Source organism: Micromonospora sp. I033, from assembly GCF_053890995.1.
The window spans coordinates 1-20,172 of record NZ_JBSSLX010000094.1 but is presented as its reverse complement, the minus strand read 5'-3'; the positions used below and the strand labels follow the sequence as shown (position 1 = coordinate 20,172).

Below are 20,172 nucleotides of genomic sequence, written 5' to 3'. Positions count from 1 at the left end.
CCGGGCCCTCGGGGAGCGGGGCGAGGTGGGAGCGGGCGTCCTCGGCGTAGCTGCGGACCGTCTCCCGGGCGCGCTTGAGGGCCGGGGACTCGCGGAGCAGGCCGAGGGCCTCGGCGTGCAGCGCGTCGTCGACAAGCGGGCCGGTGGCCAGGATCTCCCGGAGCCGGACGCTGGCCGCGTCCGAGTCGTCGGAGGCGAGCGCGTAGAGCACCGGCAGGGTCGGCACGCCCTCGCGCAGGTCGGTGCCGGGCGTCTTGCCCGACTGCACCGACTCGCTGGCGATGTCCAGCAGGTCGTCGGAGAGCTGGAAGGCCACCCCGATGACCTCGCCGTAGCCGGCCAGTGCCTCGACGTGCTCGGGGGACGCCCCGCCGAACATGCCGCCGAAGCGGGCCGAGGTGGCGATGAGCGAACCGGTCTTCTCGGCGATGACGTGCAGGTAGTGCGCCACCGGGTCGGTGTCGCGCGGGCCGACCGTCTCGGCGATCTGCCCGTGCACCAGCCGGGCGAAGGTGCGCGCCTGCAGGCGGACGGCCTCCGGGCCCAGGTCGGCCGCGATGTCCGCGGCGCGGGCGAAGAGGTAGTCGCCGACGAGGATGGCCACCGAGTTGGTCCAGCGGGAGTTGGCACTCGGGGCGCCCCGGCGCACGGCCGCCTCGTCCATGACGTCGTCGTGGTAGAGCGTCGCCAGGTGGGTCAGCTCCATCACCACGGCGGCGGGCACGACCTGCGCGCCCTCCGGGTCGCCGAACTGGGCGCCGAGCGCCACCAGCAGCGGGCGGAACCGCTTGCCGCCGGCCTCGACCAGGTGCCGGGCCGCCTCGGTCACGAGCGGGTCGGCGCTGGCCACGCTGGCCCGCAGGTCGGTCTCGACCCGCTCCAGGAGGCCCAGCACGGACGCCTCGACGCGCGGATCGGCGAGGTGCAGGCCGAGCGCGCCGAACTGACCCGTGCCCGGGCCCGGACCACCGCCCGGGCCGGTGGCACCTGAACGCTCGCCAGCCGGAATCACCACGCTATCAACCATGCCACACCCGTTCGACCTGCCCGGAGAGGGGGATACGGACCGGGGGCCGGTACGCCACGGCGTACCGGCCCCCGGGCGGAACCTGGGTCATCGCACGAATTCGGCGGCACCGTTGGCCAGGTCGAGCAGGGGCGCCGGGGCGACCCCCAGGACCAGCGTGGCGAGCACCCCGATGACCAGGGCGGCCGAGGTGAGCGCGCCCGGCACGGTGACCGTCGGGGTGGCGTCGCCGGGCTCGGAGAGCCACATCATCACCACGACCCGCAGGTACGGGAAGGCCAGCACCATGCTGGTCAGCACGCCAGCGATCACCAGCCAGGCCTGGTTCGCGTCCAGCGCCGGGGCGAAGACCGCGAACTTGCTGGTGAAGCCGCTGGTGAGCGGGATACCGGCGAAGGCCAGCAGGATGAACGTGAAGATCGCCGCGAAGAACGGCGACCGGCGGCCCAGCCCGGCCCAGCGGGACAGGTGGGTGGCCTCCCCGTCGGCGTCCCGCACCAGCGTCACCACGGCGAACGCGGCGAGCACCGAGAAGCCGTACGCGACCAGGTAGAACATCGTGCCGGAGAGCCCCTCCTTGCTGGGCGCCAGCACGCCCACCAGCAGGTAGCCCGCGTTCGCGATCGACGAGTACGCCAGCAGCCGCTTGATGTCCGTCTGGGTGACGGCCAGCACCGCGCCGACCAGCATGGTCAGCACCGCCACCGCGCCGAGCACCGGGGTGAAGTCCCAGGAGGCCCCGGCGAAGGCGACGTGGAAGACCCGCAGCAGGGCGCCGAACGCGGCGACCTTGGTGCAGGCGGCCATGAAGCCGGTCACCGGGGTCGGCGCGCCCTGGTAGACGTCCGGGGTCCAGACGTGGAACGGGGCGGCGGCGGCCTTGAAGAGCAGGCCGATGGCGAGCAGCGCCATGCCGGCGAAGAGCAGCACCGGGCTGGTCGAGGACTCGGCCACCGCGGTGTGGACGGTGGCGAAGTCGACGCCGGCCCCACGGCCCGGGATCCCGGCGGTGAAGCCGTAGATCAGGGCCACGCCGAACAGGAAGAACGCCGAGGCGTACGCGCCGAGCATGAAGTACTTCAGCGCGGCCTCCTGGCTCAGCAGCCGCCGGCGGCGGGCCAGCGCGCAGAGCAGGTAGAGCGGCAGCGAGAAGACCTCGAGCGCGATGAACATGGTCAGCAGGTCGTTCGCCGCCACGAAGATCAGCATGCCGCCGATCGCGAAGGTGACCAGCGGGTACACCTCGGTGGCACCGCCCATGCCGTCGGCCTGCCGCCGGTCGTCGGCGGACTCGGCGGTGACCGCGGCCTGGGCCACGAAGGCCCCGCCCCGCTCCACCGTGCGCTCGCCGACGAGCAGCAGTGCCATGGCCGCCAGGATCAGGATGGCGCCCTGGAGGAAGAGCGTCGGCCCGTCCGCCGCGATGGCCTGGCCGGCGGTGATCAGCCGGTCGTCGGCGTTCAGGATCACCATGGTCAGCGCGGCGAACACCGCCAGCAGGGCGAGCGCCAGCTGCACCCCGTTGCGCAGGCGGCGCGGCACGAACGCCTCGACCAGGACGCCGACCAGGGCGGCGCCCAGCATGATCAGGATGGGAGCGAGCGCCGCGTAGTCGATCGACGGCAGCTTCAGTTCACTCACTTCGCAGCCTCCTGGACGCTGCCGATCTCAGGGGCGGGATCGGTCTTGCCGACGTCCTGCATGGTCGCCTGGACGGCGGGATTGATGACATCGGTGACCGGCTTGGGATAGAAGCCGAGCAGCACGATCAGCGCGATGAGCGGGGCCACCACGACCTTCTCGCGCAGGCTGAGGTCCCGGCGCATGCCCTCGACCTCGGTCAGGGCCGGGTTGAGCGTGCCCTGGGTGGTGCGCTGCACCATCCACAGCACGTAGGCCGCGGCCAGGATGATGCCGAGCGTGGCGATCACCGCGACCGGCTTGTTCGTGGTGAACGTGCCGATCAGCACCAGGAACTCGGAGACGAACGGCGCGGTGCCGGGCAGCGCCAGCGAGGCGAGACCGGCGAAGAAGAGCACCCCGGCGAGCACCGGCACGAGCTTGCCCGCGCCGCCGAAGTCACTGATCAGCGCCGAGCCCCGGCGGGCGATCAGCATGCCCACCACGAGGAAGAGCAGGCCGGTGGCCAGCCCGTGGTTGAGCATGTAGAGCACCGCGCCGGTGCCGGCCTGGGTGGTGAAGGCGAAGATGCCGACCCCGATGAAGCCGAAGTGCGCGATCGAGGTGTACGACACCAGCCGCTTGAGGTCGTTCTGGCCGACCGCCAGCAGCGCGGCGTAGATGATGCCGATCACGCCGAGCGCCAGCGCCCACGGGGCGAACCACCTCGACGCCTCGGGGAACAGCGGCAGGCAGTACCGCAGGATCCCGAAGGTGCCGACCTTGTCCAGCACGCCGACCAGCAGGGCCGCGGCACCGGCCGGGGCCGCGCCACCGGCGTCCGGCAGCCAGGTGTGGAACGGGAAGAACGGCGCCTTGATCGCGAACGCGAGGAAGAAGCCGAGGAAGAGCCAGCGGGCCGTGTCGGTCGCGAACTCGGCCTGGCTGAGCGCCTGCCAGTCGAAGGTCTTCCCGCCGACCACCCAGAGGCCGATCACGGCGGCCAGCATGAACAGGCCGCCGACCAGGGAGTAGAGGAAGAACTTCACCGCGGCGTACTGCCGCTGGTGGCCGCCGTAGCTGCCGATGAGGAAGTACATCGGCACCAGCATGACCTCGAAGAACACGTAGAACAGGAAGACGTCGGCGGCGGCGAAGACGCCGATCATCGTGCACTCGAGGACGAGCAGCAGCGCGAAGTAGACCGGCACCGAGCGCCGGGACGACTCGGCGTCGTGCCACGACGCCAGGATCACCAGCGGCACCAGGATCGCGATCAGCATCAGCATGACCAGGGCGATGCCGTCCACCTCGAAGGTGAAGTTGACGCCCCAGTTCGGGATCCACGCGTACGACTCGCGGAACTGGAACCGGTCACCGTCGGCCTGGAACGTGATCCACATGATCACCGAGAGCACCAGCACCAGCAGCGACCAGCCGAACGCCACGAGCTTGGCCAGGTCCGGCCGGCGACGCGGCAGCAGGGCCACGACCAGGGCGCCGACCAGCGGCGCCACGGTCAGCACCGAGAGGAACGGGAAGTTGGACATTATTCGGCCTTACCTCCGTCGTGACTGCGTGGCCCGCCGGCGGGGGCGGCCGCGTTGAGGTCGATCACGCCAGCCACCCCGCCTGCACCGCCAGGAACGCCGCCACCACGAGCAGCGCGCCGGTCAGGATCGAGGTCGCGTACGACCGCACGAAACCGGTCTGCAGCCGCCGGAGCCGGCCCGAGCCCCCGCCCACCGCGGCGGCGAGGCCGTTGACCAGCCCGTCGACGCCCCGGTTGTCGAGGAAGACCAGCGCCCGGGTGAGGAAGATGCCCGGCTTCTCGAAGACCGCCTCGTTGACGGCGTCGGTGTAGAGGTTCCGGCGGGCGGCGGTGACCAGCACGCCGGCCGGCTGCGGCTCGGTGGCCGTGCCGTTGCGGAACAGGAACCAGGCCAGCCCGGCGCCGAGCACGGTCACCAGCAGCGAGAGCGTGGTGATCACGCCGTGCGACAGGACCGCGTGGTGCCCCTCCTCCTGCGCGCCCAGGCCGGCGGTGGCCTCCAGCCAGTCTGGCACCGAGGTGGCGAGCAGGAAGCCGGCGCCGACCGAGCCGATCGCCAGCAGGATCAGCGGGATGGTCATGAGCTTCGGCGACTCGTGCGGGTGCTCGATGTCCTCGGTCCAGCGGGCCGGGCCGTGGAAGGTGAGCACGAAGAGCCGGGTCATGTAGAACGCGGTGAGCCCGGCGCCGAGCAGCGCGGCCATGCCGAAGAGCCAGGCCGTCCAGCCCTCCCGCTCGAACGCGGCCACGATGATCGGCTCCTTGGAGAAGAAGCCGGAGAACGGGAACATGCCGATGATGGCCAGCCAGCCCATCATGAAGGTCAGCCAGGTGACCTTCATGTACTTCGACAGGTTGCCGAAGCGCCGGATGTCCACCTGGTCGTTCATGCCGTGCATGACCGAGCCGGCGCCGAGGAACATGTTGGCCTTGAAGAAGCCGTGCGCCAGCAGGTGCACGATGGCCAGCGCGTACGCCGCGCCGCCCAGGCCGACGCCGAGGAACATGTAGCCGATCTGGCTCACCGTCGACCAGGCCAGCACCCGCTTGATGTCGTCCTTGGCCGCGCCGATGAGGCAGCCCATCAGCAGGGTGATCGCGCCGACGCTGACCACCACGAGCTGGAGCGTTTGGTCGGCCGAGAAGATCGGGTTGGACCGGGCGATCAGGTAGACGCCCGCGGTGACCATGGTCGCCGCGTGGATGAGCGCGGAGACCGGGGTCGGGCCCTCCATGGCGTCCGGCAGCCACGCCTGGAGCGGGAACTGGCCGGACTTGCCGGTGGCGCCGAGCAGCAGCAGCAGGCCGAGCACCAGCACGGTGGTGCTGCTCAGCGCGCCGACGCCGTTGAAGACCTCGTCGTACTGGGTGGTGCCGAGCATGGCGAACATGACGAAGATGCCGATGGCCAGGCCGGCGTCGCCGACCCGGTTCATCAGGAACGCCTTCTTGCCGGCGGTGGCCGCGCTCGGCCGGCCGTACCAGAACGAGATCAGCAGGTACGACGCCAGACCGACGCCCTCCCAGCCGAAGTAGAGCATCACGTAGTTGTTGCCGAGCACCAGCAGCAGCATCGCGGCGACGAACAGGTTGAAGTACCCGAAGAACCGCCGCCGGCCCTCGTCGTGCGCCATGTACTCGACCGCGTAGAGGTGGATGAGGAAACCCACCCCGGTGATCAGCAGTACGAAGACGGCGGCCAGCGGGTCGAAGAGCAGACCGAAGTCCACCTTGAGGTCGCCGACCGTGATGAACTGCCAGAGGCTCTGCTCGACCTGCTTGTTCTCCAGGCCACGGAGCTGGAAGAAGTAGGTCAGGCCGAGCACGAAGGCGGCGCCGATGGCCGCCACGCCCAGCCAGTGACCCCAGCGGTCCGCCCGCTTGCCGAGCAGCAGCAGGATCGCCGCGCTCACCAGCGGGATGGCCACCAGCAGCCAGACACTGCCCAAGAGGCCGCTGGCCTGGGCGAATTCCACAGTCTCTTCCACCGCGAGCCCCTCAGTACTTCAGCAGGTTGGCGTCGTCGACGCTCGCCGAGCGCCGGGTCCGGAAGATCGACATGATGATCGCGAGCCCGACCACGACCTCGGCCGCGGCCACCACCATCACGAAGAACGCCATGATCTGGCCGTTCAGGTCGCCGTTGATGCGGCTGAACGTGACTAGCGTCAGGTTGGCCGCGTTGAGCATCAGCTCGACGCACATGAACAGCACGATCGCGTTGCGCCGGATCAGCACGCCGACGGCGCCGATGGTGAACAGCACCGCCGCGAGGATCAGGTAGTAGTCCGGGGTCATTTCTCCGTCCCCTTCAGTGCGGTCTCCTCGGCCGTCAGCTCGCGCACCGGCATGATCTCCGGGATGCTGCGGTCGGTCAGCCGGCCGTCCGGCAGGCGGGCCGGGGTGGCCACCGAGGAGGAGGTGGCGAAGACGCCCGGTCCGGGCTTCGGGCCGGGGTAGTTGCCGGGGCGGAACCGGGCCTTCATGGTGGCGACCTGGTCCATCCGGTCCTCCTTGCGCCGCTCCACGTGCGCCAGCACCATCGCGCCCACCGCCGCCGTGATGAGCAGCGCGGAGGTCAGCTCGAAGGCGAAGACGTACTTGGTGAAGAGCAGCCGGGCGATGCCCTGCACGTTGCCCTCGGCGTTCGGCCGGTCCAGGCCGACCGCCTGCACGCCCTCCAGCGCCCGGTAGAGCCCGGAGCCGACCAGGCCGGCGAAGCCGAGCCCGAGCACCACGGCGGCGACCCGCTGGCCGCGGAGCGTCTCGATCAGCGAGTCGGAGGCGTCCCGGCCGACCAGCATCAGCACGAACAGGAAGAGCATCATGATCGCGCCGGTGTAGACGATGATCTGCACCATGCCGATGAACGGCCCGGCCTGGAGCACGTAGAACACGCCCAGGCAGAGCATGGTCAGCACCAGCCAGAGCGCGGAGTGCACCGCGTTGCGCGCCCAGACCATGCCGATGGCCCCGAGGAGGGCCAGCGGGGCGAGGATCCAGAAGGTGACCTCCTCACCCCCGGACACCTGGCCCGCCGCGGCGAGCACCGTCTGCGTGGTCATGCTCCTGCTCCCTTGCCCGCCTCGGCCCGCTGCGCGGCCTGCTCGGCGCCGGGGAAGGTCACGCCGGGGTGCTCCTCCACCTGGTACCGGCCCGGGCCCATCGGCGAGTGCTCGGCGCCGGCCGAGGTGCCCGGGTTGGTCAGCCCGCCGACGTAGTAGTCCTTCTCGCTGTCGCCCAGCCGCATCGGGTGCGGCGGCTGCTCCATGCCCGGCAGCAGCGGCGCGAGCAGCTGCTCCTTCGTGAAGATCAGGTCCTGCCGGTTGTCCCGGGCCAGCTCGTACTCGTTGCTCATGGTGAGCGAGCGGGTCGGGCAGGCCTCGATGCAGAGCCCGCAGAAGATGCAGCGGGCGTAGTTGATCTGGTAGACGCTGGCGTACCGCTCACCCGGGGAGAAGCGCTGCTCCTCGGAGTTGTCGCCACCCTCCACGTAGATCGCATCGGCCGGGCAGGCCCAGGCGCACAGCTCGCAGCCGATGCACTTCTCCAGCCCGTCCGGGTGCCGGTTGAGGATGTGCCGCCCGTGGTAGCGCGGCGCCGAGACCGGCGGCTTGAACGGGTAGTCGGTGGTGACGACCTTCTTGAACATGTGCGAGAAGGTGACCCCGAAGCCCTTGAACGTTCCGGTGATCGCGCCCACGTCACACCTCCCTGGAGTCCGAGCCGGCGACGAGGTTGGCCGGCTCCCGCTCGGCGACCACACGCTTGGTACGCGGGCTCGGCGGAACCTGAAGATCCATCGGCGGCAGCGGGAAGCTGCCGTGCGGACGGCTGTTCACCTGCTCCTGGAGCGGCGGCCGCGGCGCCTTCTTCCGGCTCGGCCAGAAGAGCGTGGCCAGCAGCAGCAGGCCTGCGGCGATGCCGGTGGCGAGCAGCCGGTCCTTGGTCTGCCAGTCCTCGATCGAGCGGAGCCCGCTCAGCACCAGGATCCAGACCAGGTTGATCGGCAGCAGGACCTTCCAGCCGAAGCGCATGAACTGGTCGTAGCGGAGCCGGGGCAGCGTGCCCCGCAGCCAGACGAAGACGAAGACCAGGACGATGACCTTGCCGAAGAACCACAGCATCGGCCACCAACCCGAGTTGGCGCCCGACCAGAGGGTGATCGGCCAGGGAGCTCGCCAGCCGCCGAGGAAGAGCGTGGTGGTGACCGCGGACATGGTCACCATCGAGACGTACTCGGAGAGCATGAAGAGCGCGAACTTGAGCGAGCTGTACTCGGTCATGAAGCCCGCGACCAGCTCCGACTCCGCCTCGGGCAGGTCGAACGGCGCCCGGTTGGTCTCACCGACCATGGCGATGAAGAAGATGATGAAGCTGGGCAGCAGCAGGATGGCGTACCAGCCGGGGGCCGGGACCTGCTGGCCGGCGATGGTCAGCTCGGTGGCGTCCCCCTGCGCGGCGACGATCCCGCTGGTCGACATCGTGCCGGCGGTCATGAACACCGCCACGATGCTCAGCCCCATGGCGACCTCGTACGAGATCATCTGGGCGCTGGAGCGGAGACCGCCGAGCAGCGGGTACGTCGAGCCGGAGGCCCAGCCGCCGAGGACGATGCCGTAGATGCCCATCGAGGAGCAGGCGAGGATCACCAGCACCGCCACCGACACGTCGGTGACCTGCAGCGGCGTGTGGTGGCCGAAGATGCTCACCATCGGGCCGAACGGCACCACCGACAGCGAGGTGACCGCGCAGATCACCGAGATGGTCGGCGCGAAGAAGAAGACCACCTTGTCGGCCGTCCGCGGGAGGATGTCCTCCTTGAAGGCCATCTTCAGGCCGTCGGCGAGGGTCTGCAGCAGGCCGAACGGGCCGACCTGGTTCGGGCCGGGCCGCACCGCCATCCGGCCGACCACCCGCCGCTCGAACCAGACGCCGAGCAGCGTGGCCAGCAGACCGAAGACGAACGCGAAGACGATCTTCCCGAGGACCAGCCACCACGGGTCCTTGCCGAAGTCCGCCAGCGTCGGGTCCTGCGCCGCGAGGTAGAGGTTCACTGGACACTCCCGGTGTTGAGGAGCGGACCCGGACGGCCGGCCGCGTCCGCGGCGATCGCCGCGGCGGAGACCTTCACGATCTCGCCGGACGTCGCGCCGAGGCTGCGCCGGACGGTCGAGCCGGGTGAGTTGGTCGGCAGCCACACGACGCCGTCCGGCATCTCGGTGATCGCCGTCGGCAGGGTGACCGCGCCGCGGTCGGTGCCCACGGTCACCGGGTCGCCGTCCGCGACACCGAGCGCCTCGGCGGTGCCCTTGCCGAGCCGGACCACCGGCGGGCGGGCGGTGCCGGCGAGGTGCTCGTCGCCGTCGGTGAGGCTGCCCAGGTCGAGGAGCTGGTGCCAGGTCGCCAGCACGGCCTCGCCGGCGCCGGGCTGCGGCACGGTGGCCGGCTCGACCGACGGGGCGGACGGCCGGTCCACCCGGGTCGGCGGCAGCGCGCCCAGCTCCCGGCGAACGCTCTGCACGTCGCCGGTGCCGAGCCGCACGTCGAGCTGCGCGGCGATCGCGTCGAGCACCCGGCCGTCGGTCATCGCCGCGGTGTCGAGCACCTTCTCGAAGGTGCGCAGCCGGCCCTCCCAGTCCAGGAAACTGCCGGCCTTCTCGACCACCGGGGCGACCGGGAGGACCACGTCGGCCCGGCGGGCCACCGCGCTCATCCGCAGCTCCAGGCTGACCAGGAAGGGCACCGCGTCCAGGGCCTGCTCGGCCAGGCGCGGGTCGGCCAGGTCGGCCGGGTCGACACCGGCCACCACGAGGGCGCCGATCTGACCGTTGGCCGTGGCGGTGAGGATGCCGTCGGTGTCCCGGCCGGCCTGGCTCGGGATCACCCCGGCCGGGATGTCCCACGCCTCGCCCAGCTCGGCACGGGCGGCCGGCTCGGTGACCACGCGGCCGCCGGGGAGCAGGTTGGGCAGGCAGCCCGCGTCGACCGCGCCGCGGTCACCCGCGCGCCGCGGCACCCAGGCCAGCCTGGCCCCGGTACGCCGGGCCACGTCCGCCGCGGCGGAGAGGCCACCGGGCACCGCGCCCAGCCGCTCGCCGACGATCAGGATGGCGCCCGGCTGGCTCAGCGCCTCGGCCACCGTGGCGTGCTCGGCCAGCACGCTGGCCTCCTCGCCCGGCACCACCCGGGCCAGCTTGGCCCCGAGCTTCTCCAGGCCGCGGGTCGCGAACGGCGCGAGCGCGTAGACGGTGAGCGTCTTCTTCAGGTACGCCTTGCGCAGCCGCAGGAAGAGGATCGGGCACTCCTCCTCCGGCTCCAGGCCGACCAGCACCACCGCGGGCGCGTTCTCCACGTCCGCGTAGGTCACGTCGGTGACCCCGGCGACGCTGCTGGCCAGGAAGTCGGCCTCCTCGCGGGAGACCGGGCGGGCCCGGAAGTCGATGTCGTTGGTCCGCAGCGCGACCCGGGCGAACTTGGCGTACGCGTAGGCGTCCTCGACGGTGAGCCGGCCGCCGGTCAGCACCGCCGTGCCGTGCTCGCCGTCCCGGGCGGCGCGCAGCCCCTCGGCGGCCCGGGTCAGCGCCTCGCTCCAGGACGCCTCGCGCAGCTCGCCGGTCTTCCCGTCCCGTACCAGCGGGGTGGTGAGCCGGTCGAACGCGCGGGTGTACTGGAAGCCCCAGCGACCCTTGTCGCAGTTCCACTCCTCGTTGACCGCCGGGTCGTCGCCGGCCAGCCGGCGCAGCACCTTGCCCCGCCGCCAGTCGGTGCGCTGGGCGCAGCCGGCCGCGCAGTGCTCGCAGGCGCTGGGGGTGGAGACCAGGTCGAACGGGCGGGCCCGGAACCGGTACTGCGCGCCGGTCAGCGCGCCCACCGGGCAGATCTGCACGGTGTTGCCGGAGAAGTAGGAGTTGAACGGGACGTCACCCGCGTCGCCCTCCTCGCCGTACGCGTCGTCCCGGTAGATGTTGATCTCCTCGGCGGACGACCGGCCCATCAGGTCGATGAACTTGTCGCCGGCGATCTCCTCGGAGAACCGGGTGCAGCGCTGGCAGAGCACGCACCGCTCGCGGTCGAGCAGCACCTGGGTGCTGATCGGCAGCGGCTTCGGGTACTCCCGCTTGTGCTCGTGGAACCGGGAGTCGGTGCGGCCGGTGGACATGGCCTGGTTCTGCAGCGGGCACTCGCCGCCCTTGTCGCACATCGGGCAGTCCAGGGGGTGGTTGAGGAGCAGCAGCTCCATCACCCCCTCCTGGGCCTTCTGCGCGACCGGGGAGGTGAGCTGGGTCCGCACCACCATGCCGTCGGCCACCGTCTGGGTGCAGGAGGCGACCGGCTTGCGCTGGCCCTCCACCTCCACGAGGCACTGCCGGCAGGCGCCGGCCGGGGCCAGCAGCGGGTGGTCGCAGAAGCGCGGGATCTCGGTGCCCAACTGCTCGGCGACCCGGATCAGCAGCGCCCCCTTGGGGGCGGTGACCTGGACGCCGTCGATGGTCAGGGTGACGGTCTCGGTCTGCTTTGCTACGTCGGTCATCAGTGGGCTCCCACCAGCTGCTTCTCGGAGAGCTTCGGCGCGGTACGTCCCTCGATGTAGTCGAGGTAGTCCTGCTTGAAGTACTTCAGCGACGAGGTCACCGGGCTGGTCGCACCGTCACCCAGGCCGCAGAACGAGCGGCCGAGGATGTTGTCGCAGGTGTCGAGCAGGGTGTCCAGGTCCTCGTGGGTGCCCTGGCCGGCGAGGATCCGCCGGTAGACCCGGACCATCCAGTAGTTGCCCTCGCGGCACGGGGTGCACTTGCCGCACGACTCGTGGTGGTAGAACTCCAGCCACCGGTAGGTCGCGTACACCGGGCAGTCCTGGTCGGAGAAGATCTGCGTGGCCGTGGTGCCCAGGATCGAGCCGGCCGCCGCCACCCCCTCGAAGTCCAGCGGCACGTCCAGGTGCTCGGCGGTGAGCAGCGGCGTCGACGAGCCGCCCGGGGTCCAGAACTTCAGGTTGTGCCCGGGCTGCATGCCACCGGCCAGCTCGATCAGCTCGCGCAGGGTGATCCCCATCGAGCACTCGAACTGGCCCGGGTTCGCGATCCGGCCCGAGAGCGAGTAGATCATCGGACCGGACGACTTCTCCGTGCCCATGGTCTTCCACCAGTCGGCGCCGCCCAGCACGATGTACGGCACGCTCGCGATGGTGCCGACGTTGTTCACCACCGTCGGGCTGGCGTACAGGCCGTGGGTCGCCGGGAACGGCGGGCGCAGCCGGGGCTGGCCGCGGAAGCCCTCCAGCGAGTCCAGCAGCGCGGTCTCCTCGCCGCAGATGTACGCCCCGGCGCCGGAGTGCACCACCAGGTCCAGGTCGAAGCCGCTGCCCTGGATGTTCCGGCCGAGGTAGCCCTTGGCGTACGCCTCCTGCACGGCGTTGCGCAGCCGGCGGGCGGCGTGCACGGCCTCACCGCGGATGTAGATGTACGCCCGGTTGGCCCGGATCGCGTACGAGGCGATGATGACGCCCTCGACCAGCGAGTGCGGGTCGTGGGTCATCAGCGGCAGGTCCTTGCAGGTGCCCGGCTCGCCCTCGTCGGCGTTCACCACGAGGTAGTGCGGCTTGCCGTCGCCCTGCGGGATGAACCCCCACTTGAGCCCGGTCGGGAAGCCCGCGCCGCCGCGACCGCGCAGCCCGGAGTCCTTGATCAGCTGGATCAGGTCGTCCGGGTGCGCCTTGAGCGCCTTGCGCAGGGCGGCGTAGCCGTCCAGCTTCTCGTAGGTGCCGATCCGCCAGGCGTCCGGCGACAGCCAGCGCTTGGTGAGCACCGGCGTCAGCTTGGCCAGCGTCTCCGGCCGAGGAGCGGTCACTTCTGGACCCCCGTTCCGCTCGCGTCCGCCGGGTCGGCGCCCGTCCCGGCCTCCGCTTCCTTGAGGTTGCGCTGCTGCGCCCCGGCCTCGTCGCCGGCGGGCTTGCCGTCGCCGGCCGGCGGGTTGGCCGACGCGCCGGCCGCCTCGGCCGCCCGGGCGTCAGCCGCGGCCGGCGGCGCGGTGTCCGTCGGGACCTTGGTGCCGGGGGCGTCGGGCACGGCGGTGGCCGCGTCCGGCTGGCGGGTCTCGGCGGTACGCACCTGCGGCGACTTGTCGTCGGGCGCCTTCACGTCCGGCGCGGTGCTGCCGGTGGCGGCCGTCGGCTTCGCCGGCTCGCCGGCGCCGGCGTTGCCCGGCGTGCCGGTCGGGGCGGACGCACCGTCGCCGCCCTTGACCGGGGCGGCGGCGGCCTCGGCCGGGGCCGGCTTGGCGGCCTCCGCCTTCGCCTTCGCCTCGGCGGCGGCCTTGTCGGCCTCGGCCTTGCTGCGGATCGGGGTGTTCGGGTCGAAGCCCGGCACCGAGATGCCGTGCTGCTCGGCCAGGCGCAGGCCGCGCAGGGTCGGCTCACCGGGCCCGCCGTCGGCCACCGCGCCGTCGCGCTCGTCGGCGAAACCGGCGAGCTGGACGGCCATCTCCTTGAGGGTGCAGAGCCGGGCGCCCCGGGTCGGCATCGGCCGGCCGCCGGCCCGCAGCTCCTCCACCACGCCGAGCGCGCCCTGCGGGTCGACGTTGTCGAAGAAGTCGTAGTTGACCGTCATGACCGGGCCGTAGTCGCACGCCGCCAGGCACTCGGCGTGCTCCAGGGTGATCTTCCCGTCCGCGGTGGTCTCGTCGTGCCCGACGCCCAGGTGCTCGGCGAGGGTGTCGTAGACCTCCTGGCCGCCGAGCACGTTGCACATGGTGTTGGTGCAGACGCTCACCAGGTAGTCACCGGTCGGCTTGCGCTTGTACATGGTGTAGAAGGTGGCGACCGCGCCGACCTGGGCCTTGTTCAGGCCGAGCACCTCGGCGCAGAACTCGACCCCGGCCGGGGAGACGTAGCCCTCCTCGGACTGGACCAGGTGCAGCAGCGGCAGCAGGGCCGAGCGGGACCGGTCCGCCGGGTACCGGGCGATGATCTCCCGCGCCCGCTCCCGGGTCTCTTCAGTGAAAGTCGTCATCGGTCACAACCACCCATCACGGGGTCCAGCGAGGCGCCGCCGGCGATCACGTCGGCGATCAGGCCGCCCTCGGCCATCGCCGGGAGGGCCTGGAGGTTGACGAAGCTCGGCTCCCGGTAGTGCACCCGGTAGGGCCGGGTGCCGCCGTCCGAGACGGCGTGCACGCCCAGCTCGCCGCGGGGCGACTCGATGCCGACGTACACCTGACCCGGCGGGACCCGGAAGCCCTCGGTGACGAGCTTGAAGTGGTGGATCAGCGACTCCATCGACTGACCCATGATCTTCGCGACGTGCTCCAGCGAGTTGCCCATGCCGTCGATGCCGATGGCGAGCTGCGCCGGCCAGGCGATCTTGCGGTCGGCCACCATCACCGGGCCGGGCTTGAGCCGGTCGAGGGCCTGCTCGACCAGCTTCAGCGACTCCCGGATCTCGGCGAGCCGGACCAGGTAGCGGCCCCACACGTCGCCGTCGGCGTGCGTCGGCACGTCGAACTCGTACGTCTCGTAGCCGCAGTACGGCATGGTCTTGCGCAGGTCCCAGGCGAGACCGGCGGAGCGGAGCACCGGGCCGGTGACGCCGAGCGCGAGGCAGGCGGTCACGTCGAGCACCGCCACGTTCTTCGTCCGCTCGATCCAGATGGGCTGGCCGGAGAGGAGGTCCTCGTACTCCTTGAGCTTCTTCGGCATCAGCTTGAGGAAGTCGCGGATCTTGACGATCGCGTCGTCCGGCACGTCCTGCGCGACACCGCCCGGCCGCACGTACGCGTGGTTCATGCGCAGGCCGGTGATGGTCTCGAAGATGTCGAGGATGTACTCCCGCTCGCGGAAGCCGTACAACATCATGTTGATCGCGCCCAGCTCCATGCCGGTGGTGGCCAGCCAGACCAGGTGCGACGAGATCCGGTTGAGCTCCATCATCAGCACCCGGATGGTGGTGGCCCGCTCGGTGATGTCGTCGGTGATGCCGAGCAGCTTCTCCACCGCGAGCGCGTACGCCGTCTCGTTGAACAGCGGGGAGAGGTAGTCCATCCGGGTCACGAAGGTCGAGCCCTGGACCCAGTTCCGGTATTCGAGGTTCTTCTCGATGCCGGTGTGCAGGTAGCCGACGACCGAGCGGGCCTCGCGGACCGTCTCGCCCTCCAGCTCCAGGATCAGCCGGAGCACGCCGTGCGTGGACGGGTGCTGCGGACCCATGTTGACGACGATCCGCTCGTCGTTGATCGGGTCGGTGCCGGAGACGACCTGGTCCCAGTCCCCACCGGTGACGGTGAAGACCTTGCCCTCGGTGGTCTCGCGCTCGGTCGCGTAGTTCGACGTCGTCACTGGTACGACCTCCGCTTGTCCGGCGGCGGGATCTCCGCGCCCTTGTACTCGACGGGCACACCGCCGAGGGGGTAGTCCTTGCGCTGCGGGTGCCCCTCCCAGTCGTCCGGCATGAGGATCCGGGTCAGGTTGGGGTGGCCGTCGAAGACGATGCCGAACATGTCGTACGTCTCCCGCTCCTGCCAGTCGGCGGTCGGGTAGACGGTGGTGACGCTCGGCAGGTGCGGGTCCTCGGCGGAGACCGCGGCCTCCAGCCGGACCCGCCGCCGGTAGGTCATCGAGGTGAGCTGGTAGACCACGTGCAGCCGACGCCCGTCCGCGCCCAGGTAGTCCACGCCGGACACCGAGGAGCAGAGCTCGAAGCGGAGCGCCAGGTCGTCGCGCATCACCTGGCAGACCTCGGCGATCCGCTCGGGGCGGACGTGCAGGGTCAGCTCGCCCCGGTCGACCACGACCTTCTCGATCGCGTCGCCGAACTCGGGGTACGCCTCCTCCAGCGCGTCCCGGACCTCGTCGAAGTAGCCGCCGTACGGCCGGGAAGCCTCCTCGATCGGCTTGCGCTGGCGGACCAGGCCGCCGTAGCCGGAGACGTCGCCGCTGCCCTGGTTGCCGAACATGCCGCGCCCGGCCGGGCTGGCCGGCGGGTACTCCGCCGGGGCGGTGCTGCTGGCACCGGCCGGGGTGGTCGGGACCGGCACGCCGCCGTCGTTGTTCTTGTCGTTCGGTGCCGTCACTGCGCCTGCCCTCCGTTCGCGACTGCGGGGCTCCGCTTCGCTGCACTCCTCGCGCTCACTTGGGGCCCCGCTGCACGCCGAGGTGGTTCTGCGCCTTCATCCAGTTCTCGATCCGCAACTGCTCCTCGCGCCCCTCGCGGACCGCCTGGGTCCACTCGGCGCGCCGGGCCTTGTCGTTGCGGTACGACGACGGCATCGAGCCGTAGGGCACGACGGGCACGTCACCGCGCTCCTTGCGGGCCTCCAGCATCTTGCGGCCGTTCGCGCCCAGCGGCTCGTACATGATCTTCTCGCGGAGCTTGAGCACCGCGTCGATGAGCATCTCGGGCCGGGGCGGGCAGCCCGGGAGGTACATGTCGACCGGCACGATGTGGTCGACGCCCTGCACGATGGCGTAGTTGTTGAACATGCCACCGCTGCTGGCGCAGACGCCCATCGAGATGACCCAGCGGGGCTCGGCCATCTGGTCGTAGATCTGGCGCAGCACCGGGGCCATCTTCTGGCTCACCCGGCCGGCCACGATCATGAGGTCCGCCTGCCGCGGCGAGGCCCGGAAGACCTCCATGCCCCAGCGGCCCATGTCGTAGTGCGGACCGCCGGCGGCCATCATCTCGATGGCACAGCAGGCCAGGCCGAAGGTGGCGCCCCAGACGGACGACTTCCGCGACCAGTTGACCAGCTTCTCCACGGAGGTGAGCAGGACGCCGGCCGGGAGCTTCTCCTCGATGCCCATCTGACGTACCTCCCTCAGTCCCAGTCCAGGCCGCCGCGCCGCCAGACGTAGGCGTAGGCGACGAAGACCGCGACGATGAACAGGACCATCTCCACGAAGCCGAAGATCGGCAGGGCGTCGAAGGAGACCGCCCAGGGGTAGAGGAAGATGATCTCGATGTCGAAGACGATGAAGAGCATCGCCGTCAGGTAGAACTTGATCGGGAACCGGCCGCCGCCGACCGGCTGCGGGCTCGGTTCGATGCCGCACTCGTACGCCTCGAGCTTGGCCTTGTTCAGACGCCGGGGGCCGGCGAATCGGGCGGCGGCCACGGAGAACAGCGCGAACCCCGCGGCGAGGGCGAACAGCCCGATGATCGGTGCGTAAGGAGAGAGCGTCATCGTTGTCTCCTGCTCGTCCTTCCCTGACCTCGGTGGTTGGCGAAAATCACACTATTCACGTCCCTCACGACCTCGTCGGCGGGGGTCGATCCTTGTCGGCCCCGGGGCGCCGTCGCCCCGGGGGCGGTGGTCTACACGGCGGGGGCCACCCTCGTCATCGCGTTGATGACCCGGTCCATGGCGTCCCCGCCCCGGGGGTCGGTGAGGTTGGCCAGCAGCTTGAGCACGAAGCGCATCAGCATCGGGTGCGGCATGCCGTGCTTGGTGGCCATCCGCATCACCTCGGGCCGGCCGATGAGCTTCACGAAGATCCCGCCGAGCCGGTAGTAGCCGCCGAAGCGGGCCTTCAGCTCCTGCGGGTACGCCAGCAGCGCCCGCTCCCGCTCCGCGCCGGCCGGCCGGGCGAGCGCCTGCACCGCCACCTCGGCGGCCAGCTCGCCGGACTCCATGGCGTACGCGATGCCCTCGCCGTTGAACGGGTTGACCATGCCGCCGGAGTCGCCGACCAGCAGGACCCCGCGGGTGTAGTGCGGGACCCGGTTGAAGCCCATCGGCAGCGCGGCGCCGAGGATCGGCCCCTCCGCGTTGGCCTCGTCGGTCATCCCCCAGTCCTCCGGGGTGTTGGCCAGCCAGTCGGTGAGCAGCCGCCGGTAGTTCGTCCTGCCGAACGCCGAGGAGGAGTTGAGCACGCCCAGGCCGACGTTCACCCGGCCGTCGCCGAGCCCGAAGATCCAGCCGTAGCCGGGCAGCAGCGCGTCGTTGCCCTTGGCCCGCAGTTCGAGCCAGGACTCCAGGTAGTCGTCGTCGTGCTTGGCGGGCGAGCGGTAGTAGCGGCGGACGGCCACGCCGATCGGCCGGTCCTCGCGCTTGGCCAGCCCGAGGGCGAGCGGGAAGCGGCCGGAGACGCCGTCCGCGGCGACCACCAGCGGCGCGTGGAAGGTGGCCGGCTCCTTGTCCGGGCCCACCTCGGCCTGCACCCCGGTCACCCGGTCGTCGGCGTCGAGCACCGGACCCAGCACGTTGACGCTGGTCCGCAGCTTCGCCCCGGCGGCGACGGCCCGCTGGGCGAGCAGGTCGTCGAAGTCGAGCCGGGTCCGGACCAGGCCGTAGTTGGGGAAGCTGGCCAGGTCGGGCCAGTCCAGTTCCAGGCGTACCCCGCCGCCGATCACCCGGAGGCCCTTGTTGTGCAGCCAGCCGGCCTCGGGCGAGGTGTCCACGCCCATCCGGATGAGCTGCCGCACGGCCCGGGGGGTGAGCCCGTCGCCGCAGACCTTCTCCCGGGGAAATTCGGTCTTCTCCAGCAGCAGCACGCGCACGCCGTGCCGCGCCAGGTGGTACGCCGTCGCCGATCCTCCGGGACCGGCGCCCACGACGATGACGTCGGCGTCGTTCTCCACCGCGGTCATCCGCGCCTCCTCCCGCATGCTCGTGAAATGCTTCACAAGCCGATCGGGTTGGAGTCTATGACCGGCGTTACACCTGTATGCGCTGAGGGGGGCCTAACTCGCGGAAACAGGCCGGCGGGAGTCCGTCAGGAGCGTGCCGGGGTGGCCGGACCCAGGCCGGCGTCGAGCCGGATCGCCTCGGGCAGGTGGTCGCGCAGCGCGCCGCCGGCCGCGCGGTCGAGCGCGGCGAGCACCTCGGCGACCACCTGACGGACGTCGGCGGGATCCGCGCCGGCCAGCTCCCGGAGCTGCGCGATGAGCTCGGCGGCGTCGTCGTCGGTGGCCGTCTGGTCTCGTCCCGTCATGGGGGCGAGCCTACGGGACAAAGTAGACCTAAAACGGATATTCACGAAAAGGCCGGGTTTGTACCCGGCCCAAGGGTCAGATCCGGACCGCGCGGTGCAGCGCGACGACGCCACCGGTCAGGTTGCGCCAGCCCACCCGGCCCCAGCCGGCCGCGCCGACCCGCGTGGCCAGCGCCGCCTGGTCCGGCCAGGCCCGGATCGACTCGGCGAGGTAGACGTAGGCGTCGGGATTGCTCGACACCGCGCGGGCCACCGCCGGCAGCGACCGCATCAGGTACGACAGGTAGACCGTGCGGAACGCCGGGTTGACCGGGGTGCTGAACTCGCAGATCACCAGCCGGCCGCCCGGCCGGGTGACCCGGGCCAGCTCGCGCAGCGCCGCGTCGGTGTCGTTGACGTTGCGCAACGCGAAGGAGATGGTCACGGCGTCGAAGCTGGCGTCGGCGAACGGCAGCCGCAGCGCGTCACCGGCCAGCAGCGGCACCCGCGGCCGGGTGCGCTTGCCGGCGTGGAGCATGCCGAGCGACAGGTCGGCCCCCACCGCGTACGCCCCGGAGTGGGCCAGTTCCTCGGTCGAGACGCCGGTGCCGGCGCCCACGTCCAGCACCCGCTCGCCGGGGCGCAGCCCGAGCGCCTCCCGGGTGGCCCGCCGCCAGAACCGGTCCTGCCCGAAGGAGAGCACGGTGTTGGTCAGGTCGTAGCGGGCGGCCACACCGTCGAACATCGCGGCGACCTCGTGCGGCTGCTTGTCCAGGCTGGCGCGCTGGCCCTGCGGGGTACGGCTCACCCCTCCACTCTGCCAGCCCACCCGCGCCCGACTCCTCCCGGGTACGCGAAAGGGCGGGGTGGTCACCCACCCCGCCCCGTCGGCTGTCCAGGTCGGTCAGTCCTCGGTCCGCTCGTCGGTCGGGGTGACCAGAACCACCTTCCGGCGGCGGGAGAGCACCAGCAGCGCCCCGCCGGCCAGCAGGATGGCCGCGCCGACCCCGCCGATCAGCCCGACCTGCACACCGGTCACCGGCAGTCCGCCGCCGACGCCGCCAC

Annotated in this window: 19 protein-coding genes; all 19 read right to left on the bottom strand. The window is 71.2% G+C overall.

Features of this window, described 5'->3' with window-relative positions:
- On the bottom strand, positions 1-1,027 hold a 1,027-nt coding region (locus ACW0Q9_RS17205; protein WP_456182456.1), incomplete at its 3' end, for a polyprenyl synthetase family protein.
- An 87-nt stretch (positions 1,028-1,114) separates the two neighbouring features.
- Positions 1,115-2,668 (bottom strand): NADH-quinone oxidoreductase subunit NuoN, encoded by a 1,554-nt coding sequence (nuoN, locus tag ACW0Q9_RS17200; RefSeq protein ID WP_456182454.1) that lies wholly within the window; start codon positions 2,666-2,668, stop codon positions 1,115-1,117.
- Complete coding sequence (locus ACW0Q9_RS17195; RefSeq protein ID WP_456182452.1) at positions 2,665-4,197, bottom strand: NADH-quinone oxidoreductase subunit M; 1,533 nt, start codon at positions 4,195-4,197, stop codon at positions 2,665-2,667. Before ACW0Q9_RS17195 ends, nuoN begins: the two co-directional genes overlap by 4 nt.
- Before the next feature lie 64 nt (positions 4,198-4,261).
- On the bottom strand, positions 4,262-6,187 hold the full coding sequence (nuoL, locus tag ACW0Q9_RS17190; protein ID WP_456182450.1) for an NADH-quinone oxidoreductase subunit L: 1,926 nt from the start codon (positions 6,185-6,187) through the stop codon (positions 4,262-4,264).
- Positions 6,188-6,197: 10 nt separating this feature from the next.
- On the bottom strand, positions 6,198-6,497 hold the full coding sequence (gene nuoK, locus ACW0Q9_RS17185; RefSeq protein WP_073834091.1) for an NADH-quinone oxidoreductase subunit NuoK: 300 nt from the start codon (positions 6,495-6,497) through the stop codon (positions 6,198-6,200).
- Entirely contained in the window at positions 6,494-7,264 is a 771-nt protein-coding gene (locus ACW0Q9_RS17180; RefSeq protein ID WP_456182448.1) for an NADH-quinone oxidoreductase subunit J, read from the bottom strand. The genes nuoK and ACW0Q9_RS17180 overlap by 4 nt, the downstream gene beginning before the upstream one ends.
- Positions 7,261-7,902: an NADH-quinone oxidoreductase subunit NuoI gene (gene nuoI, locus ACW0Q9_RS17175; RefSeq protein ID WP_151461335.1), complete on the bottom strand. Its 642-nt coding sequence runs from the start codon at positions 7,900-7,902 to the stop codon at positions 7,261-7,263. Before nuoI ends, ACW0Q9_RS17180 begins: the two co-directional genes overlap by 4 nt.
- Before the next feature lies 1 nt (position 7,903).
- Positions 7,904-9,256: an NADH-quinone oxidoreductase subunit NuoH gene (gene nuoH, locus ACW0Q9_RS17170; RefSeq protein ID WP_456182445.1), complete on the bottom strand. Its 1,353-nt coding sequence runs from the start codon at positions 9,254-9,256 to the stop codon at positions 7,904-7,906.
- Positions 9,253-11,733: an NADH-quinone oxidoreductase subunit G gene (locus ACW0Q9_RS17165; protein WP_456182443.1), complete on the bottom strand. Its 2,481-nt coding sequence runs from the start codon at positions 11,731-11,733 to the stop codon at positions 9,253-9,255. The genes nuoH and ACW0Q9_RS17165 overlap by 4 nt, the downstream gene beginning before the upstream one ends.
- Positions 11,733-13,049: an NADH-quinone oxidoreductase subunit NuoF gene (gene nuoF, locus ACW0Q9_RS17160; RefSeq protein WP_456182441.1), complete on the bottom strand. Its 1,317-nt coding sequence runs from the start codon at positions 13,047-13,049 to the stop codon at positions 11,733-11,735. The genes ACW0Q9_RS17165 and nuoF overlap by 1 nt, the downstream gene beginning before the upstream one ends.
- Positions 13,046-14,209, bottom strand: coding sequence for an NADH-quinone oxidoreductase subunit NuoE (gene nuoE / locus ACW0Q9_RS17155; protein WP_456182439.1), 1,164 nt, complete (start codon positions 14,207-14,209; stop codon positions 13,046-13,048). Before nuoE ends, nuoF begins: the two co-directional genes overlap by 4 nt.
- The gene (locus tag ACW0Q9_RS17150; protein ID WP_456182437.1) at positions 14,206-15,531 is read right to left on the bottom strand and encodes an NADH-quinone oxidoreductase subunit D; all 1,326 of its coding nucleotides are present in this window, start codon (positions 15,529-15,531) and stop codon (positions 14,206-14,208) included. Before ACW0Q9_RS17150 ends, nuoE begins: the two co-directional genes overlap by 4 nt.
- On the bottom strand, positions 15,528-16,265 hold the full coding sequence (locus ACW0Q9_RS17145; protein ID WP_456182435.1) for an NADH-quinone oxidoreductase subunit C: 738 nt from the start codon (positions 16,263-16,265) through the stop codon (positions 15,528-15,530). The genes ACW0Q9_RS17150 and ACW0Q9_RS17145 overlap by 4 nt, the downstream gene beginning before the upstream one ends.
- 55 nt (positions 16,266-16,320) lie before the next feature.
- Positions 16,321-16,998 (bottom strand): NuoB/complex I 20 kDa subunit family protein, encoded by a 678-nt coding sequence (locus ACW0Q9_RS17140; RefSeq protein WP_456182433.1) that lies wholly within the window; start codon positions 16,996-16,998, stop codon positions 16,321-16,323.
- 14 nt (positions 16,999-17,012) lie between these two features.
- Positions 17,013-17,378, bottom strand: a complete 366-nt coding sequence (locus ACW0Q9_RS17135) for an NADH-quinone oxidoreductase subunit A (protein WP_073834101.1) — start codon at positions 17,376-17,378, stop codon at positions 17,013-17,015.
- 131 nt (positions 17,379-17,509) lie between these two features.
- The gene (locus tag ACW0Q9_RS17130; RefSeq protein WP_456182431.1) at positions 17,510-18,784 is read right to left on the bottom strand and encodes a geranylgeranyl reductase family protein; all 1,275 of its coding nucleotides are present in this window, start codon (positions 18,782-18,784) and stop codon (positions 17,510-17,512) included.
- Between the two features lie 125 nt (positions 18,785-18,909).
- On the bottom strand, positions 18,910-19,128 hold the full coding sequence (locus ACW0Q9_RS17125; protein WP_456182429.1) for a hypothetical protein: 219 nt from the start codon (positions 19,126-19,128) through the stop codon (positions 18,910-18,912).
- Between the two features lie 76 nt (positions 19,129-19,204).
- The gene (locus ACW0Q9_RS17120; RefSeq protein WP_456182427.1) at positions 19,205-19,915 is read right to left on the bottom strand and encodes a demethylmenaquinone methyltransferase; all 711 of its coding nucleotides are present in this window, start codon (positions 19,913-19,915) and stop codon (positions 19,205-19,207) included.
- Positions 19,916-20,011: 96 nt separating this feature from the next.
- On the bottom strand, positions 20,012-20,172 hold a 161-nt coding region (locus ACW0Q9_RS17115; protein ID WP_456182458.1), incomplete at its 5' end, for an LPXTG cell wall anchor domain-containing protein.

Excerpts from the sequence above, each read along its gene's own strand:
- ACW0Q9_RS17165 (WP_456182443.1), bottom strand. The coding sequence starts at position 11,733 with ATGACCGACGTAGCAAAGCAGACCGAGACCGTCACCCTGACCATCGAC.
- ACW0Q9_RS17135 (WP_073834101.1), bottom strand. The coding sequence starts at position 17,378 with ATGACGCTCTCTCCTTACGCACCGATCATCGGGCTGTTCGCCCTCGCC.
- ACW0Q9_RS17180 (WP_456182448.1), bottom strand. The coding sequence starts at position 7,264 with ATGACCACGCAGACGGTGCTCGCCGCGGCGGGCCAGGTGTCCGGGGGT.
- ACW0Q9_RS17140 (WP_456182433.1), bottom strand. The coding sequence starts at position 16,998 with ATGGGCATCGAGGAGAAGCTCCCGGCCGGCGTCCTGCTCACCTCCGTG.
- ACW0Q9_RS17130 (WP_456182431.1), bottom strand. The coding sequence starts at position 18,784 with ATGACCGCGGTGGAGAACGACGCCGACGTCATCGTCGTGGGCGCCGGT.
- nuoK (WP_073834091.1), bottom strand. The coding sequence starts at position 6,497 with ATGACCCCGGACTACTACCTGATCCTCGCGGCGGTGCTGTTCACCATC.
- ACW0Q9_RS17195 (WP_456182452.1), bottom strand. The coding sequence starts at position 4,197 with ATGTCCAACTTCCCGTTCCTCTCGGTGCTGACCGTGGCGCCGCTGGTC.
- nuoE (WP_456182439.1), bottom strand. The coding sequence starts at position 14,209 with ATGACGACTTTCACTGAAGAGACCCGGGAGCGGGCGCGGGAGATCATC.
- ACW0Q9_RS17125 (WP_456182429.1), bottom strand. The coding sequence starts at position 19,128 with ATGACGGGACGAGACCAGACGGCCACCGACGACGACGCCGCCGAGCTC.